The 17,986-nt window shown below is 33.1% G+C and carries 22 protein-coding genes and 1 pseudogene; all 23 read right to left on the bottom strand.

All coding sequences use genetic code 11. The features are described 5' to 3' along the window. Positions 1-43: 43 nt before the first annotated feature. The 23 genes and pseudogenes from EJN67_RS00745 to EJN67_RS00640 all read right to left on the bottom strand — a co-directional run bounded on the left by EJN67_RS00745 (position 44) and on the right by EJN67_RS00640 (position 17,761). A complete protein-coding gene (locus tag EJN67_RS00745) occupies positions 44-856 on the bottom strand; it encodes a hypothetical protein (protein ID WP_129721378.1) in 813 nt (270 codons plus the stop codon). Positions 857-924: 68 nt separating this feature from the next. Further along, a complete protein-coding gene (locus EJN67_RS00740) occupies positions 925-1,785 on the bottom strand; it encodes a hypothetical protein (RefSeq protein ID WP_129721377.1) in 861 nt (286 codons plus the stop codon). A 68-nt stretch (positions 1,786-1,853) separates the two neighbouring features. Further along, on the bottom strand, positions 1,854-3,275 hold the full coding sequence (locus EJN67_RS00735; RefSeq protein WP_129721376.1) for an RCC1 domain-containing protein: 1,422 nt from the start codon (positions 3,273-3,275) through the stop codon (positions 1,854-1,856). Positions 3,276-3,333: 58 nt separating this feature from the next. Continuing rightward, a complete protein-coding gene (locus tag EJN67_RS00730) occupies positions 3,334-3,867 on the bottom strand; it encodes a hypothetical protein (protein ID WP_394347497.1) in 534 nt (177 codons plus the stop codon). 5 nt (positions 3,868-3,872) lie between these two features. After that, the gene (locus EJN67_RS00725; protein WP_207207935.1) at positions 3,873-4,277 is read right to left on the bottom strand and encodes a DUF4320 family protein; all 405 of its coding nucleotides are present in this window, start codon (positions 4,275-4,277) and stop codon (positions 3,873-3,875) included. Continuing rightward, positions 4,278-5,147, bottom strand: a complete 870-nt coding sequence (locus EJN67_RS00720) for a secretion protein F (protein WP_243641191.1) — start codon at positions 5,145-5,147, stop codon at positions 4,278-4,280. Positions 5,148-5,158: 11 nt separating this feature from the next. Then, the gene (locus tag EJN67_RS00715) at positions 5,159-6,091 is read right to left on the bottom strand and encodes a type II secretion system F family protein (protein WP_243641190.1); all 933 of its coding nucleotides are present in this window, start codon (positions 6,089-6,091) and stop codon (positions 5,159-5,161) included. A 12-nt stretch (positions 6,092-6,103) separates the two neighbouring features. Further along, positions 6,104-7,438: an ATPase, T2SS/T4P/T4SS family gene (locus EJN67_RS00710; RefSeq protein WP_129721374.1), complete on the bottom strand. Its 1,335-nt coding sequence runs from the start codon at positions 7,436-7,438 to the stop codon at positions 6,104-6,106. Continuing rightward, entirely contained in the window at positions 7,431-8,252 is an 822-nt protein-coding gene (locus tag EJN67_RS00705; protein WP_129721373.1) for an AAA family ATPase, read from the bottom strand. Before EJN67_RS00705 ends, EJN67_RS00710 begins: the two co-directional genes overlap by 8 nt. Continuing rightward, positions 8,233-9,009: a Flp pilus assembly protein CpaB gene (gene cpaB / locus EJN67_RS00700; protein ID WP_129721372.1), complete on the bottom strand. Its 777-nt coding sequence runs from the start codon at positions 9,007-9,009 to the stop codon at positions 8,233-8,235. The genes EJN67_RS00705 and cpaB overlap by 20 nt, the downstream gene beginning before the upstream one ends. A 41-nt stretch (positions 9,010-9,050) precedes the next feature. Then, positions 9,051-9,461, bottom strand: a complete 411-nt coding sequence (locus tag EJN67_RS14480; protein WP_129721371.1) for a prepilin peptidase — start codon at positions 9,459-9,461, stop codon at positions 9,051-9,053. A gap of 2 nt (positions 9,462-9,463) precedes the next feature. After that, positions 9,464-9,781: a hypothetical protein gene (locus tag EJN67_RS00690; RefSeq protein ID WP_129721370.1), complete on the bottom strand. Its 318-nt coding sequence runs from the start codon at positions 9,779-9,781 to the stop codon at positions 9,464-9,466. A 17-nt stretch (positions 9,782-9,798) separates the two neighbouring features. Next, positions 9,799-10,011 carry a mercury transporter gene (locus EJN67_RS00685; protein WP_129721369.1) on the bottom strand — a complete coding sequence of 71 codons (213 nt, stop codon included), beginning with the start codon at positions 10,009-10,011 and terminating at the stop codon, positions 9,799-9,801. An 11-nt stretch (positions 10,012-10,022) separates the two neighbouring features. Then, positions 10,023-10,850: a conjugal transfer protein TrbL family protein gene (locus EJN67_RS00680; RefSeq protein WP_129721368.1), complete on the bottom strand. Its 828-nt coding sequence runs from the start codon at positions 10,848-10,850 to the stop codon at positions 10,023-10,025. Between the two features lie 64 nt (positions 10,851-10,914). Further along, positions 10,915-11,151 carry a DUF6133 family protein gene (locus EJN67_RS00675; RefSeq protein WP_129721367.1) on the bottom strand — a complete coding sequence of 79 codons (237 nt, stop codon included), beginning with the start codon at positions 11,149-11,151 and terminating at the stop codon, positions 10,915-10,917. 19 nt (positions 11,152-11,170) lie between these two features. Continuing rightward, positions 11,171-11,497, bottom strand: coding sequence for a hypothetical protein (locus tag EJN67_RS00670; protein ID WP_129721366.1), 327 nt, complete (start codon positions 11,495-11,497; stop codon positions 11,171-11,173). 23 nt (positions 11,498-11,520) lie between these two features. Next, a pseudogene (locus tag EJN67_RS00665) lies at positions 11,521-13,486 on the bottom strand (VirD4-like conjugal transfer protein, CD1115 family). Further along, on the bottom strand, positions 13,479-13,760 hold the full coding sequence (locus EJN67_RS00660) for a hypothetical protein (RefSeq protein WP_129721365.1): 282 nt from the start codon (positions 13,758-13,760) through the stop codon (positions 13,479-13,481). Before EJN67_RS00660 ends, EJN67_RS00665 begins: the two are co-directional and overlap by 8 nt. After that, entirely contained in the window at positions 13,757-14,326 is a 570-nt protein-coding gene (locus EJN67_RS00655; RefSeq protein ID WP_165000662.1) for an HD-GYP domain-containing protein, read from the bottom strand. The genes EJN67_RS00660 and EJN67_RS00655 overlap by 4 nt, the downstream gene beginning before the upstream one ends. Positions 14,327-14,416: 90 nt before the next feature. After that, on the bottom strand, positions 14,417-16,408 hold the full coding sequence (locus EJN67_RS00650; protein WP_129721363.1) for a hypothetical protein: 1,992 nt from the start codon (positions 16,406-16,408) through the stop codon (positions 14,417-14,419). A 53-nt stretch (positions 16,409-16,461) separates the two neighbouring features. Then, positions 16,462-16,620: a hypothetical protein gene (locus EJN67_RS14110; protein ID WP_207207934.1), complete on the bottom strand. Its 159-nt coding sequence runs from the start codon at positions 16,618-16,620 to the stop codon at positions 16,462-16,464. A gap of 102 nt (positions 16,621-16,722) precedes the next feature. Then, positions 16,723-17,370, bottom strand: a complete 648-nt coding sequence (locus EJN67_RS00645; RefSeq protein WP_129721362.1) for a hypothetical protein — start codon at positions 17,368-17,370, stop codon at positions 16,723-16,725. Between the two features lie 280 nt (positions 17,371-17,650). Continuing rightward, entirely contained in the window at positions 17,651-17,761 is a 111-nt protein-coding gene (locus EJN67_RS00640; protein ID WP_129721361.1) for a putative holin-like toxin, read from the bottom strand. Positions 17,762-17,986 lie beyond the last annotated feature (225 nt).

Raw genomic sequence — 17,986 nt, 5'->3', positions numbered from 1 at the left:
ATTAAATTTTAAAGGTGGGGATATCCCCACCTTTAAAAGCAAACTATTTACCAACAATTATCTTCATTTTGGGTTTTATTTTATCAATATTATTTATTGTTATAACCTTTTCTACCATATTACCATACTCATCTGTTGCTATAAATGTAAATGACCCATTCTCTGTAAATATATAGCTTTCCTGATTTAGAGTTCCTTTGTTAACTGTAGCCTTAACTGCAATATCTTTATTGGTCCAATTTGTTTCATATGGCTCTATAGTTATTACCGGTAGTACTTTATCTATGTTTGTTATCTCTATTGTTTCTTCTACTTCATTGCCCGCAACATCAATTGCTTTAAAAGTATAGCTGCCATTCTCAGTTACTTTGAATTGTGCTTCATCTCCTTCAATTTTAGTTTCGTCTGGTAGAACTATTTCCTTGATTCCAATACCCCTGCCAGTAGCCTTGACATCTACTACTATATCTTGATTAGTTGGTTCAGTTGTACTTGGAGTTAATGTCAATTTAGGCTTTTCTTTGAATATGTTAGTAATTTCCACTATGCCCACAGTTTCATTACTAGCATTATCTATAGCCTTAAATGTATAACTACCATTTTCAGATACTATATAAGTAATCTTTGACTCAGTAGATTTACTTCCATCTGGCAGAATTATTTCCCTAATTCCACTTAGATCGTCGCTTGTTTCCACTGTTATTACTACATCTTGATTAGTAGGTTCATTTGTAGACTGAATAATAGTTACATCTGGATCATCTGATGCTATTGCCCGATTACCACCCATTGGAATAAACAAAGTACTTAATAACATTGTTACCACTAACATTTTACTTATTGTTGATTTTCTCATTTTATCTCTTCCTCCTGATTTATGGTTATATTTTATAAAACATAGCGGCTCCCCGCTTAAATATTAAGTCATTTATCAATGACTATTTTCATTTTGGGTTTTATTTTATCGACCATTAAAATACCCGTATATTTTTCTTCCCTTATTGCTCTACCATCATCAGCAACAACCTTTACAGTTTTAAATATTTGATCCGTATCTAGTATGCCTGAATGTATTCCATGTCCTAGTTCGTTACCTGCCCAGGATAAACTCCAAGATTTATCTGTAGTAGGAGTCTGTAATATAATAGATTTTAATACACCATCAATTTCTGCCGATATCATTACTGATTGAGAATCAGTATCAGTCACTATCCCTGATATTATTATTTTGTCATCTTCATTGATGATTTGTGTACCATCTGGATTATTTATTGTTATCTTCGGCGGTATATTTGTTTTGTGAAATGAATTAGATTTAAAATACAGAGTTTCTCCCGCTATTAAATCCATTTTTACATGATAATAATACTCTCCTGATTTTTTAGGAATGTATTCTACCGTTTGTGGCTTTCTACCCAATAAACCCCAATCAGAGATTTTTGAAGGATTTTCTGTGTCACTCCAAACACCATATATAGATTCTACTACTTCTTCACTAATATCTCCTTCATATGAAACTGTTACCGAAAAAGTGTCAGTTTCTTCACTTCCATTTGGCGTAAATATTACATTGGGTTTTTCTATAAAAGTAATTTCATCTGATATTAATTCATTTACATTTTCTAAACTTATACTACCATCGCTTACACTGGTAAAAAAGCCATCCTTTACAACGTCAAATATTGGTGAAGTGATTATTCCCTGTTCAAATTTTGTTTCTGCATAAACATTTATAGGATAAATCAAGAGTAGTACCACTACAATACCTAATACTGCTTTTTTCATATAAAAGACACCTCCTCTTAAAACTATTCCCTATGCCATATTAAAATAAGTAGCATAGGGAGTAGTTTTTATTTGTATTTTGGTACTACAATAATTCTTATATGTGAAATAAATTCATTAGGCAAAGTCCATAAATATTTATACCTTGTACCTTCAAGAAATCCACCTTTACCATCGTCAATATTTGAAGTGAAAGACTCTGGCGATAATGATGATATTGATACATCTTTTTCTATTACATTCCAAGTATTTTTATCTGTCCAATTTTTACAGGGAGCATAATAAATATCAAAACTTTCTACAGACTTAGAAATCAACTCCCATTCAATAGGTTGTGATTTCCCACCTTCATAAATATTTCTTTCTTTTGGCTTATTAAATTTGTATAACATATGCTGTGGAATTATAGTAGCTCTTCTTTGCCCTTCAAAACAAATTTGTATTGGAGTACTTCTATCAGTTGTACTCCCATCGCCTAGCTCACCATCACTATTTCTGCCCCATGACCATATAGTACCATCAGATTTTAGAGCTACTGAGTGGTAGTCTCCGGCACTGATTTGTACTACATCAGTCAAATCATTAACTTGTACTGGAGAATATTGCCCATATATACTTCCATCGCCTACCATACCGCACCCCCAAGCCCATACAGTGCCATCCGATTTTAAAGCCATTGAATGACTATGTCCAGCACTAATCTGTACTATATCAGTTAACAATGAAATATTAGGCTTATATACTACTTGTACTGGAGTATGTCTTTCTTCAGTAGTTCCATCACCTATTTGTCCATAATTTTCTCCCCAAGTCCATACGGTACCATCTGATTTTAAAGCCATTGAATGAGAGCCCCCAGCACTAATTTGCACTATATCAGCCAAACCTTTGACCTGCACTGGAGTACTTCTATTAGTTGTACCTCCATCACCAAGTACGCCGTGATTATTTTGCCCCCAAGTCCATACAGTGCCGTCCGATTTTAAAGCCATTGAATGAGAGCCCCCGGCACTAATTTGCACTATATCAGCCAAACCTTTGACCTGCACTGGAGTACTTCTATTAGTTGTACCTCCATCACCAAGTTGTCCACTACTATTTCGCCCCCAGCTCCATACAGTGCCATCCGATTTTAAAGCCATTGAATGGTACTCTCCAGTATCAATTTGTACTACATCTGTCAAAAATCCTATACCATTCTCGCCTAATACATCAACAAAATCTATTTTTGTACCAGTTGTACTTCCATCGCCAAGTTGCCCAGAACTATTGGCTCCTATAGCTTTTATCGTATTAGTTCCTGTAAGAAAAAGAGAAAAACAATTTCCTCCACTTATTGTGCCTCTAAGATTTTCTGGGTTCCATACGGTTTCATTGTTTGCTCTTACCCGTTTAGGCGCTTTCAATTCATATGCATGTACTTTGATATTTACAGGTATCAAAACCATTGCCAATAAAAAAGCAATTATAATTTTTTGTTTAGTTTTCAAAAAAATCACCTCTTAATATAATATATTGGTAACATTATCCAGAATCAACTTGCTCTTTTTAAAATTTCGCAGCATACTCAGATTTCACTTTTAATCTTATCTTCATCGGCGATAAATGTTCCCAACCAAATGATAAGGGGACTTCAAGATTTATAAAACTCTCTGCTGAAAATTTATGTTTATTTTTAATAGGTGCTAAAGAAGAATTAATCACTCTCACCTCTAAATTCGACAACTTATATTCATAGCTTTCACCTGCCTTTTTGACATAGTACTTTTCTTGTTTTTCTAGTCCTAATAGTTCACTGAGTTCCTTATAGACATCTCCACTATCTATCACCTCCTTCCAATTATCATTTTTTAATTTGTAACCTCCACTATAGCTCTCTCTAAGCGGGCTATATACATTTTCATAATTCTCCACGCTTACAGATATTACAGCCGATTCAATCGCATCCCTCACCCCCTTTGCAATTATTTGAAGCCTCATATATTCTGTAATACCTGTAAATACAATTAATAATCCTAAAACCATAATTGCTACAAAAGGAAGCATATTGCCCATATCATCCCTGAGTTTGTTTTTTAACATACCTATCAATGCCAGAACACCTCAGACTTTCCTGTTGCTTTACCTTTTAGGGTTATTGGAAATGAACCAAAATTTTCAAATAGCCCTATGTCATACTTTACTGTGGCTGTTACAGTTATCTTTTCATCTAGTTGCACCCTACTATCCGAAATGGTATTTGCTTCCCAAGTAACGATATCAGGCTGAACGCCTAAATTTTCAGCCAAATCACTATAATCTATTTCAATCCTTCCTGTTATCTGCGCTTCTCTTAAAAGTTCATTTGCAAAATGATTAAGCTGATTTTTAATAGTAAAAGCTGGTACCACTTTGACTATTAATGCAAGTATTAGCATTGCAACCAAAACAAAGACAGCTACATCTATGTAGCCGTCTCCATTTTTATTTCTTAATATTTTTAGTATTCTCATTTAGAACATCCCCCTCATGCCCTGTACTATAGCAATTCCTACGATTACCATATACATAAGTAACATGCATCCAAGCATAAAAAAAGAATATTTACGTATTTTCCCTGGTCTTTTAGCTGCCTCATTTTTTAATTTTTGCAACTCTAACGCTTTGAAATCGTGAGCTAGTAATTGAAAATATACGGTAGCATCATCTCCTCTTATGACAGAAATAAGCCCTCGTACTACATCAGATAACATAGGACTTTGTATCCTTGTTTCAAAACGTGTTAAAGCTGTTTCATAGTTCCCCGTTTTCATATCTGCAATAGTTATATCTAATTCTCTTTTAAGACTTTTTCCAGCATTTCTTTTATATCTCTCTAATATTCCTAGTATATCCCTAGTAGACTTTAGTTCTTGTGTTATCTCCCTTGTAAAGCGTGGCAATTCACATTCTATCTTTTCTCTTTCTTCAATCAATTTCTTATCTGCAATTTTACTTTCTTTAAAATATGTTCTAACTGATAATACTAAAGCTATAGGAATAATTATTGGAAAGATAAAAGAAACAGGTATGGATAAAGCTACTGGTAATAAAGTTTTGATCCATGTGGATGCTATATACTTCTCTGGGGTTTCATTAATTCCTACGGTTTTAAGCGTAGCATTTAGTTTGTTTCTTTTGTATCCATCTATAGTAATAATTTTTGAAAGCCTACTTGCTAGTTCATCTAACATTGCATCGAGTTTATATGTCTTCTTATTGCTACCATAGAAAGATATAACCATTTTAGAAGTTGAGTAAGTTGATAATTTGAAAAATTCACTTAAAACCATATATATTCCAAATAGAAATAACGATATAGATATAAATATGGATATACTCAATTAATCACCCCCTAGCTCTTATATTCAACTGGTCTTATTAGTCTTATTACTGCTCCTAAAGATATAAATATCGTTAGTATTAATACGGCTAAAACAGCATGCCCTGGAACAGTCTTTGTAAGTATTTTATACCAATCCTTATTTAACACTTTAATCAGAGGAATATTCGCAAGCAATAGTATTGTCATTGTAATAAATTCTTTCATAGGCTCAAATAGAAGCCCTTCAAGCTCCGCTGATACTATTCTAGTATCAGACAATTTTGCTACTATAGGAATTAATGTAGTCCTAAGATTTCTATTGTCCTGACAAGCAATTAAGGCATCACACCATTCCTTGAAGACATCGTTTTGTATTTTAGATTTCATGTTTTCGATAGCCAATTTAGTATTAGAAGTTATTAATTTTGTCTGCCCTAAGAAAAATTTAAATACTTCCGAAATAGGTGGATTTAAATACTGAATATTTTCTTCTACAGCTGATATAATATTTTCGGAACGAATATAAGAAGTTGTAATAGTAGATAATGCTGTTTCTAATTCCTCATTAATTTGCTTTCTATAGTAATTTGAGGTATATATTACATACCAAAATGGAATTAGTCCCAATCCTATAGATAAGACTGGGACTAAGAAAAAATTTGATATAGATAATGAAAATATGGTTCCAACTACAAACAAGGCAATTGAGGCTAACCATACAACCTTTATTCTATCCTCCTTGCCCATTATCTTTAATGTAGACTTGGCATCTTCTATCACCCTTCTAATACCTTTTTGTTTTTCGTCTCTATTTTGCCTTTTAATAACTGATTTAATATCCGTCTTTTCTTTACTTAAAATTTTTACAATGTCATCTACTATTTTAAGTAAAGATATATCGAATACCTCAAAAAATCCATATACAAGAATCATAAATGAAACTACCTTTAATAAAGCCTCCAAAATTTCACCCCTTTAATTAAGAAATCTTTGTATCATGTTTTTAGGCATCCCATTTTCTAATAGTCTTTTTTGCATTCTATCTGAAATATTATTTATTTTTTTAAATTCTCCAACGACTTGTTTTTTTCCATCAACTTCTTTCACATCCTCCATGTCAAACTTATATAAGGTTCTAATTTTCCTTCCACCAGTAGGAAATATCTCGCATTCTGTTACTTCCATTATTTTTCTAGATTTATCCTCTAGCTGTCTTGTAAAGATAATTATGGGAAAAGCCTCTGTAACAAGATTATAGAGTGTTTCATCTTTCATATCATACTTCTGCTTACATAGAGTAACCATACGTCCATAGGTTGCTTCACAGGAATTGGCATGTATAGTAGTTAGCACTCCATGGCCTGTTCTAGCAGCTTCTTGAGCAGCAAAAGCCTCTGCCGATTTCATCTCTCCCACCACTATTATATCTGGGTTAGAAGTCAATGCATATTCAAGTAGATCTTCCTGATTTATTACCTCATTTGGATTTTCACTTTCTTTAGTTACTGTATGAACTACACTATTTAATATCTCTCCCTTCTCATTTCTTCTAATTAAATCAAATTCTCTTACATTATTTTCTATTGTAAAAATTCTTTTTTCATTCGGAATAGTACTCAATAACCCATCTAAAAGAGTTGTTTTTCCTGAGTTTGTTGCACCAGCAACGCAAATAGAAATACCATATCTAATCATATATTTTAAGTTTTCTAAAATCTCTTTTGTAGCTGTTCCATTAGCTACAAAGTCCTCGATTCCTAGCTTTTTAGGATTTATAATTCTAATTGATGCTGCTACTCCGACTTCTTTATCAATAACAGGAGGGCAAAATGCTGTGATTCTCACGTTTCCTGCTGTAGTTAAATGTCCTCTAACGATTGGGTTAGCATAATCTAATATCATTCCTGATGTTTGGAGTAGCCTTTTTATAACATCAAGTGAGTGTACAGGGGAAAAAAATTTTTCTTCACTAGGTATCTCTTCTCCATTTGATAGCTTAATTTTAATATCTTCCCATGAGTTTATATTTATTTCTTCTACATCTTTAGAAAACAAATAAGGAGTTAAAAAAGAAAACTCAGACATCTCTTGATATATCTTATCTATTAGCTCTTGCATTGTATATCCTTCAACCGTTATTTTATAGTCTATTAAGTATTTTGAAATATACATCTTTAATTGCTTTGCTTGCGCTTCTTTATCATCTATAGCAAAAGTTGAATACTTTGAAGATATATATTCTTGTACTTCCTTTAACACTTCATCAAAATCCTTATTCTTAGACTGAAAAAACAAAAGTGCCTTATCCATATAATACCTCCTCTAATATAAGCTCTACCCCTTTAATATATTTCAAACTTGCCTTATTTTTAAGACTGTCAAATAACTTTCCTTCAGTATATTGCCTCTCCACCTCTGTTGTATATGGGATATATATATTGCTCCCTCTTAATACATCATTTATTGTTTCCCCTGCCTGGAAATCTTTTATGTTTGAAACTACTCTTAGATGTTCTTCTATTTTGAACTTACTATCCATTAATAGTGGTAAAGTAGATTTAAAATATGAAAGCCCTTTGAAATCTGCTGTACTAAGCCTTATAACTTTATCAGCAAATTCAAGGGCTGTAATTGTCAGTAAGCTTTCTGTTATAATACTGGAACAATCTATAATAATATAATCTGCTATATGTCTTAAAAGAATAAATAAATCTACTGTTCTCTCCTTTACATACTCAGAATAGGTTAAAGGATTTTCCCCTTTTTGATAACCTATTACAGCAATATAATCGTTATTTTTTATGGTAATAGAATTATTTAAAATGATACCCTGATCTATATTAGGGCTTGTTAATATCTTTCCCAAAGACTTATTACTATCTTCTAAATTAGGAATTACAATAGGGACAGTAGGACAAAATATATCATCATGAAGTAAAATTACATTTTTCTTTTTACTAGATATCTCTTTTGCTAGCTTAACTGCTAAAGTTGTTTTTCCACTTCCAGGACTTCCCCATACAGCTATTACTTGATTATTCTTCTCATCTATAGATTCTTGTTTTTCTTCATTATTCTTGGGAATCTTTAATATTTTCTTCATCTTAAGCTTCACCTTCTCCATCTACCACATTCCCCTCCTCTTCTAAATCTGATCCTTCTACCTTTAGTTCCATTTCCTCTATATATTTATCTTGAATTTCTATATACTGACTTGCTATCTCTTGGTCGCCTCTATATACAAGCCCAATGTGTATATCACCGTTTTGCTCATATTCAACAAGCTTTTCCGCTTGCTTAGGACTAACTAAAAGAGTAGCAGTCGCATAGAACTCTTCTTCCTTTTCAGAATCGGGCTTTTCTTCCATATCGCTCCCTGACTTGACTGTAAGTGCTAATATTTCCACATATTGAAGCTCCGGGATTATAGAAGCACCATCTTCATTGCTAGATATTAAAGAGACAATATCCCCCGATTTTAATTTGCCAGAAAGCCCAGCGGCAAAATTCTTAACCGTTATAGATACTGCCATTCTATCACCAATCTCATATAGATATGGATCGTCCTTGCCTTTTACATTAGAGATTTTCGTTGACAAAAAATAATCATCTTTATATATATCAGTATTTGCATAACTGCCTATAAGTTTATCAGGGTCTTTAATTATATCTTGTGGTAAATTATACGCTCCAACCTTGACCTTTATAATTTTATCTTTTGTAATTTTTTCACCCTTTCTAATATTTTTTGACGCCCTTACAACTTCTGTTTGTTTTTTCATTGCATTGTTCAGTAGTGGTGTAACACCAAAACTGATTATAAGGGCAAGAATAATACTTGTTATACCTATTGCTGTTCTATTCTTAAAAAACTTCTCCATCCCTACCTCATTACCTCCTTTTAGTTATTGACCTGTAAAAATCAAAAAGAAAATATTAATAAAGATAGGAAAGATCCTATTGCTATGTATGGAGCAAGGGGGAAAGAATCATTCCTATTTTTATTGAAAATAAATAAATTAAAAATAACGGATATAGTAAGCCCAATTATTATCGCTATAGTCCCTTTCCTTAATCCTAGAAAGAAACCTATAGCACCCACTATTTTTATATCACCACCTCCTACGGTATCTTCATTAAAAAAAACTGAAAGAATAAAAGGGATAGGTAAAAACAATAGCCCCGTAATAGATTGACATAGATTAAAGTCTATAAGTAAACTCGATAGCATAATTATTACATGCACTCTGTCAGGGATAATCTTTTTTTTAAAATCTATATATCCTGCATAAATTATAGTTAAAATAAATATTAAATTCTTAAACACTAACATCTCTATTTCCACTCATCTAAATATTTATATGGATAATATTTTTGTGATTTTAAAAATCTTATCATATTTTTAATTTGATCTACTACAGAAAGATTTGTAGTATCTTTAGTTAACATCATGAGACTTCCACCTATTGAAACTAGAAAAAGCACTGCACAAAAAGCTATATTTCTAGTACTAAAATATATTAATGCATCAACAATTCCAATGAATGCAATAAATGTTAGTGCTTTTATGGCTTCTTCTTTACCGAATCCATCCCAAAACTCATTTCTCTCCTTTAAGCCCAATGGTATATATAGAGTATCTCTATCTTGCATCTTTTTCTCCTTCCTACCTAACCAAAATAATACATGGCAATATCTTTTAGCTGCCAGATCGACTCAGCTAACACATAAAATACTAATACATTTCTGATCCTTTTTTTATAAACTCCTGCTTCTTCAGCATCGTTATTTATCATTTTTACATAGCAATATGATATTCGAGTAGCTGTACCAATTCTAATTAGCCATACAAAAGCATTTGATAATTCTTTTAATATATGCATATATTTCGCTCCTATTTAACTGCACTTTTAAGCATCTGCATTAATCTAGCCGATGAATATAGATTATTTGTAATTCCCCCACCGCCTGGAATTATTAAAAATTCCTGTAAAAAGTGTGGAGTTTTAACTGCAAAATAGTTAGCTGCTATGCCCCATATCATATGCCCACTAAACATAAGGGCTAAGCCTAACTTTGCCAAAAGCAACTGTACTATAACAGTAAAAATTGCTTGAAAAAACTTCTGTATATAGGTTTTAAAAACTCCTTTATCTGCATCCATTAGTCCTATACATGCTAAAGGCACTCCGATTCTTAGAATTAATATTTCTAACCCATTCTTTATAAATTGTATATATAAAAGAATGAATATTATAAAAAACACTAAGAAAGATAATACAGAAAACAATCCTCCTGTAGACATATTTGCCAACAAACCTGCAAAATCCATATTTGCATTTAGCCCTACTACTTCTAAAATTTTTTGTGATAGATCCGTTGTTATTTCAGCTAACCAATCATATAAAATTGGGAATGTTAAAGCTATAGCCATCGCTCTAAAAAAATTACTTAGCAAAAGAACGGGATCCGCATCTGCATCTCCATCTGTCCATAGTATATACATCTCAAAACCTTTCTTCAAAAACTTTAAAATGATCATTGATATCCCAAAATCGAGAAATACCTTAAATAGATTATCAAATCCGCCAATGCCCAACCCTTTCATGTATTGTTCTGCATGAAGTGCTAATGGAACAATGCCTGTTAGCATTTTATTGCCTAAAAAATCAAATAGTCCCTCAAGAAATTCTATAATAAGGAGGGTTATTAATTTAGACATATCTATCTCCCTTTTATTTTAGACAAACGGGCTGAATTACTTTTACAGTCCGTTTGTCTACTCATTATTGTCCTTTGTAATTAAACATATCTTGTATTTTTTGCGTTAGTGTTGGTAGTATAGTATCTCCAAAGAGCGCATATAGGCCTGCCAACAATACTGCCCCTATTACTACTGCTATTAAAATTTTAATTCCTGTATCAACATATCCTTCACCAGATCTATCATTTAACTTGTTCTTTATTTTTGTATAGACCTCTATAGAATTTTTGCGCACTCTACCTATAGCTTTCTTAACCATTTTTATCCTCCTTATAAATTTATTTAAAGTAACTGCTTATAACAGTTACAATTACTCCTGCCACTATAGCACCGATTGTGGATACTATGGCTACCTGTATTCTATTAGTCCATTTCTTATAATCCATTTCATCGGCTGCCCCTCTTCTTATAAAACAATATGTTGTAACTACCGTGCCAGCAGGAATAGATATAGTAATTAGTGCCCTACCAATATCCTCTAGTAGCTTATTTATACCTACAACAACCTTACTGTTTTCTACACCCCCTGCATTAGATGTAACTGGAAAAGCCAGTAGTGCGATTAAAAAAACAATAGCGATAATCGTGTATTTTTCCGTTGTCATAAAAACACCTCTCTTTCATAATCTCAAATATATATATCCCAAATTCCCCATAATTTCATATCACTTTCAATGTTCCTTACTTTGCGTCTATTCTCTCTTACTTCTCTGATATTTCTGTTATGCTCTTTATCTCCCAGACCTAGTATCTTATTAAAATAACTTTTTGAAATATCGGGGGCATACATTATAGCAGGGTTACTTCTCCCCATGACAAGACTATATGGTCTTGAAATAAGCTTTATCTCATTAGGATATAATAAGGCTCTACTGGTTAGGTTTATACTCTGTCCAGTTGATGGAGTAGAATATTTGCCTTGAGAGGAGCTAAGAGAATAAGTAGATACTGTATAATTTCCTAATCTCTTAGATAGCTCTTCTAGGGTTTCCATGTCATCTGCCTGTAAATATATCCATGTTTGGCAGTTGCCTCTTATTGTCCTGCTTACCTCCTTCCCATACTTTTCTTCTAACTGAGCAAAAGACTGTAAAAACAGATTAAATCTTATCCCTCTACCACCTCCTACAGTAAGTTTGTTTGCAAAATCAGGGATTTTAGTAAAGTTCCCAAATTCATCTAATATAAAATTAACCCTTCTTTTTAATCTGCCACCCCTTTCATCAGCTACTTTTACTAGCTGTTCATATATTTGCGACACTAAAAGACTAGCCAAACTATAATAGGTTGACTTTTCATCAGGTAGAATAATAAATAAAGCCATCTTTTTTTTACCTAAATCTTTAGGATTAAAATCACTACTAGATGTCATGGAATATATTAAAGGATTAGTAAATAACCTTAGAGTAGTTAAAGCAGCAGTAAAAAAACTCCCTCTTGTTCTTGAAGGAGCTATTTCAGATATGGCCATTAATCCTTTTGCTGGATGATCATCTTTTAAAGTTTTCATATAAGCCTCTATAGGCATTGATTTATCTACCGTTTTGCACATATTAGCTATAAAATAGAATACATTTGTCATGTTTTGATATTGCCTAGTATATTTTGCTCTATTTTCAAAAACTACTGCCATAATGGATGATGCTATAGTCGAAGCTTCTCCGTCTGCCCATATCCTTTCACCTTTCGCTTCGCCAACCAAAGATGAAGTAATATCCCATGTAGCATCTATGGCAGAAGGGGTATCTCCCTTATCTATTGCGTTTATAATAGGTTGCAGAAAATTATACCTATGAGATTTTAAAGGATTTCTAAAGTCTACTGCTACGACTTCATATCCAATACGTTCTAGAAAAGGATAGGTATATTGATATAATTCGCCTTTTGGATCGGATATTACCATAGCTTCTCCTGCTAAAGCCAATGTACAAATTGATTGAAGTACTACCGTTCTTGACTTTCCTGAGCGTGTAGCACCAATGCAAAGAGCATGAACATCATCTGTTATTGTGTACAATATTTCTTTTCCGTTTTTCTCTTCTAATCCAATTACAATGCCACCCTTTTCAAAATATGGCTTTTTTATTTCTTCTACATCAAATATTCTCATCACCTTCTTTTTCAGATTCATCATTAAAAGTACAAGTTTCATTTTCTTCTAAATCATCATACCCATGCTTAATCAAATAATTTATTATCTCATCATCTTTATTTAGTACGCAAATAGGAAACGCCCTCTTTTTCTCTTGCTCCGTCATCCACTTAGCAGAACCAAATTGTCCCTGCCCTGCTGACACTGGCGTGCTTATATAAGGCGTTATTTTAATTAAATCACTCTGGTATACCCTATCATTAGTATTTATAAAAAATATACCTATTAAAAAAATGATTAACTCAAATAAAATAAAAAGCTTAAAATGATTTTTAGCGGTCTTCATGCTATCTATGCATACATTTAAACTCGGTATCATGGATAACTCCGCTTTTTTAGAAAGAATCTGATGCAAAAAGGTTGAGAAAAACAAATTTGATATCGTTCCAAACATAAAAAGCATTATAGCTATTAATACTTTAAACCTTTTACTTTTATCCATTGTTCTTCCTCTTTCCTTGGGTTATTGAAAAGTAAAAATTATCTTCCACTTCCCTAATTAAATACCTTCCTATTCCAAAATCTACTTTTAGAAAACACTCACAGTAGTTTTTATTGCATCTAAACATATAAAAATATTCATATTCTTTTTCAAAAATACCCCTAAAACATATTTTCTTATCACCATTATTTTTATTTTTCTCTAGAATTTCATATTCTCTCCCCAATGTTAAACCTAAATCTATATCCTCTAATCTAAATCCAAACTCCGTCATATGTCACCTACTAACTTTGTGGAAATATTGTCTTTTTCTTTTATCCATAAAAGAAAAGAGTCTAAGAGCTTGCAATCAAAGTTTTTAGACTCCTCGTTCATTAGCCTCAATGCTTCATCTGCCGACATAGCCTTACGATAAGGTCTATTAGTCGTTAAAGCATCAAAGACATCTAGTATTTTTAGTATTCGAGCTCCAAATGGTATCTCTTCCCTAACCAAACCATCTGGATAACCAGAACCATCCCAATTTTCATGATGGTATTTTACTATATCACAAATATTTTTTGGGTATTCTTTATCCTTTAAAATCATATAAGAATCAATAGAATGTTTAGCCACTATATAATATTCTACCTGTGTAAGTTTAGAAGGCTTTTGGAGAATGCGTTTCGGTACATATATTTTACCTATATCATGTAATAATCCTGCCATTTGGACATCTAAACTTGCATCATCCATTCCTAGGTAAAATGAAAACTGATATCCTAACTGCGCTACTCGTAAACCATGTAATTGTAAGTCCCTATCTTGCTTTCTAAATTCATCTATATATGCAGGGTACATACTAACACCACCTTTCATCTTTAGTATGATTAAATAATTTACTTATATCGCATTCAATTGCTTTAATAAGATCATCTTAAGATGACCTTATTACGGTTTTACGGGAACTACCCTCCAATCGTCGAATACATTTCCTTTTATATCAATATAATCATCAAGCCCTATAGTTAACATCCCCGCCGGTGTCCATATATCCATTACTTCTGAATAAGTCATATATCTCTCACCATTTGGAAACCAAAGTGGAGTATAATGTACCCTTCGATTATAGGTTGAATACTTGTTTTGCCTGAATTCAAATTTTCCACCGCCTATCCTTTCTGAAAGCCTGCAATAAGTATCATAATTAAATTCAGGAAAGTAATTAATAACATTCCCCTGCATCGCAATTGCTGAGCTTGGTGCATTTGTCAATACCCTTGTATCTACTTGAATGTTAACTCCATAGCCTGATCCCATCTCCCACCTATTATAAAACTGTTTTGCTGTTGGCACTTTATCATCTGGTTTTAGTCTATAAGTAGCTGAAAGAGTAGCACTATAACTATTCCAAAAGTATTCCCAATCACCTTCATCTACCCATTCCCCTTCGTCAAACCAATCGTATATCTTTTCACCCTTCTCATTATATTTGCCGGTCCATCTCCATTGCCAATCTTCATGCCATACCCAATTAGACTTCCAAAAAGCTGACCAAGTTCCCCATGTAGCACTTGTATTGTTTGCTCTTTTTGGCAACTTAGGAACTTTCCAGCCGTTTGGTTTTGTCACTACCTTACCAGTTTTAGGGTCTTTAGCTCTCGGATCTGGCGGTACATTCTCATTTAAATCTGCTACTTTTACCCACTTACTATTACCATCTATAAAATATGCATTAGAATTTCCTGATATACTAGCACTTACGAGCACCTCTTGAGGTGTAGACGGCGTATGCCATTTTGTCCATACAAGCTGACTACCTCCCTCTGGCAATACTATATCAGTGGATAAAACAGCTCTGCCATCAACGTAAATGGTAACGGTAGCTGGATTATTTGGTGTGATTCTTTCCCCTGTACCCACGGTAAATGAAGTAATTACATCGGTGTCAACCCTATAATCACCCATATTAATATTCATTGATTGGTTGCTATTACCACCATTAGCAGGTGGCTTGATAGGTTCATTTGCATTTTTTCCCTTGGATCCCAAAAATCTCATACCCCACCCCCCACCTTGAATTATTCTATTGTTATCCCATTTAACTTTTGGAGGCGAAGGAGGATATGCAGTAAAGCCAAACCAGTCCTGTTCAAGTACAATAGAATTAGGTAAATTAGCATGAGTCATACCTGCGATATATTGAGCATCATCACCTGAGTAGAAAAAATTAAATAACCCCATCTTTTGAGCTAAAGCATATTCTGTAGCAGTAAAAGCTAGTTTTGTCTGCTTATCTTTAAGATAAGCTATTGTAACGGGTTCATATATAATTACCCAAGGAACTTTGTTTTGATATTTACCATCAGCTCCCTTAATGGGAAGTATATCTTTAGGATCCTTTTTGCCCTTCTTCCCATCTATAGTAAATTTTATATTCCTTATTAATCCTTCTCTTGTAGTACCTTTTTGTTCTGCAAAACCGGTTAGTAACATTTTTAATGTAAGCGTATCTCCAAAATACGATTTAACAGCAGATATCTTTCCGCCATTCGTTATAGGTGGTGGAGGAGGATTGTCGGTAACAATTTTAGGATTATCATTAGATTCTAACCCTGCTCCTTTTAAATAATCGACTTTACTATGTTTCCCAAATATTACTCCACTAGGCAAGGCAAAGCTAGAAGGCTTTATAAATATTGGTGCACTCCCTATCATTTTATATCCAGACAATGAAGTGTGTGTGTTCGCCCTATCAGATAGACCTACATATACAGAAACCTTATACATCCACTCTCCACCTCTATAAAAACCTTTACCCTTTACAGCACCTTTAGTACCACCACCCCCACTATCTGCATTATCGTTTCCTTCTGCAAATACTGATATTGGAAGAAGAGTTATACAGAGTAGAAGTAGAAGGATAGTTTTTAGTTTTTTCATCTTAAACACCTCGCTTTACGCATTAAAAAAAGAACCCTATTATTAGAGTTCTTCTATGGTAGAACTTGTTTAATTTTGGACTCTTGTTTTTCTAGTCTCCTGTCAATTCTCTTTAAGTCATCCCAAACAAACCTTAATTCTTTTCTGATTCCCTTTTGCCCTTCTTTTAGACTTCCTAAATCAGACTTTAAACTGCCTACATCTGTCTTCAAGCCGCCTACATCAGACTCTAAATTACTAAGCTTCTCTAGTACTATTCTTTGGAATTCCTCGTTGGTCATTTCAATTTATGGTTGCCTTTCTGTAGTATTCCATTAAAATTTATCGCCTTCACCAGCAACTTCTCCAGGGTCAAGTAAATCTGAACCTTTTACCTCTTCTACTTTTGTAGCAGGTTTTAGATTAGTTGGATTTCCTTTTAAGTCTCTTACTATACCATCTGAACCTGTACCACCTTTTACAACTTCGGGCTTTTCTTCCTTTTCATAAGTAGGTAGCTTTTCTTGTGTTTTAGGTTGTTCTGTCTTAACTGACTTTGGAGTTGTTTTAGGTTTTGGCTCTGTTATAGGCTTTTCCATTGCCTCTGGAGTTTTTTCCTGCTTTGGCTTAGCTGGTTTATTTTTATTTCCTTTTTCGCTATCTTGTGAAACAGATTTATTACTAGCTTTAGGTTTACTCTCTTCCTTAACTTCCTCTTTAGGTTTTTTCGTTTCTTCTTTAGGATCATCTTTAGGCTCTTCTACTTTATCATCTTTAACTGCAGGATTTGGTGTTTGTATAGGTGGTATAACTACCTCTTGCTTTACTTTGTCTTCTGTATTATTTTCTTCTATTGTATCGTCTATTATATCGTCCGATTCTACTATTTGTTCCGATTCATGTGGTTTAAACTTTATAGTAAGTCCTATTATAAGGGCAATACATAAAATAATGGATCCTCCAATAAATATTTTTTTCCTCATAACAACGACCTCCTTCTTTATTAGGAAAGATTCCTAATAAGCACATTGGTAAAGCATATTATCCTTATTTATATTATACCCCTAAAATAGCAAAATATCAAGCTTTTTGGCTTATCTGGAATCTTTTTGTTGATTTTCTTTTTTCAATATTGATTTTTCCCTAAATGTTTACTTATCTATATTATGTGTTATAATATAGATAAAGGTAATCGGTACCGCATAGGTGCGGTTACCACAGATGATTAGTTTTAAATAATCACTCTGCGGACGGGCAGGGTGATTATTTTTTATCCTTAGTTATTTCCTTTATAAGGACAATAATCAAGGAGATTAGCGATATTATAAACATGCCAAACGATATTATAAGTGATATTGCTTGATATGTATTCATATCGCACCACCTCCTTTCTTCTGTAAAGTGGAGGTGGCAACCACACCCTGCTTTTTTTCCCGATTACCTTGCCTTTATAATAGCATAAAGGCAAGTTCATTGGCAATATAAACATTATGATCTATTATATATTTCAAACTCCCAATCATTTTTTTGGTTTTCTTTTTGATTCTGAATTTTATTAAGTAACTTGTAATTCTATGATAACAATAATTTCTCTTTGAA

The organism is Xylanivirga thermophila (assembly GCF_004138105.1).
Taxonomy (GTDB): Bacteria; Bacillota; Clostridia; order Caldicoprobacterales; family Xylanivirgaceae; genus Xylanivirga; species Xylanivirga thermophila.
This window is presented reverse-complemented; position numbering and strand designations above follow the sequence as displayed.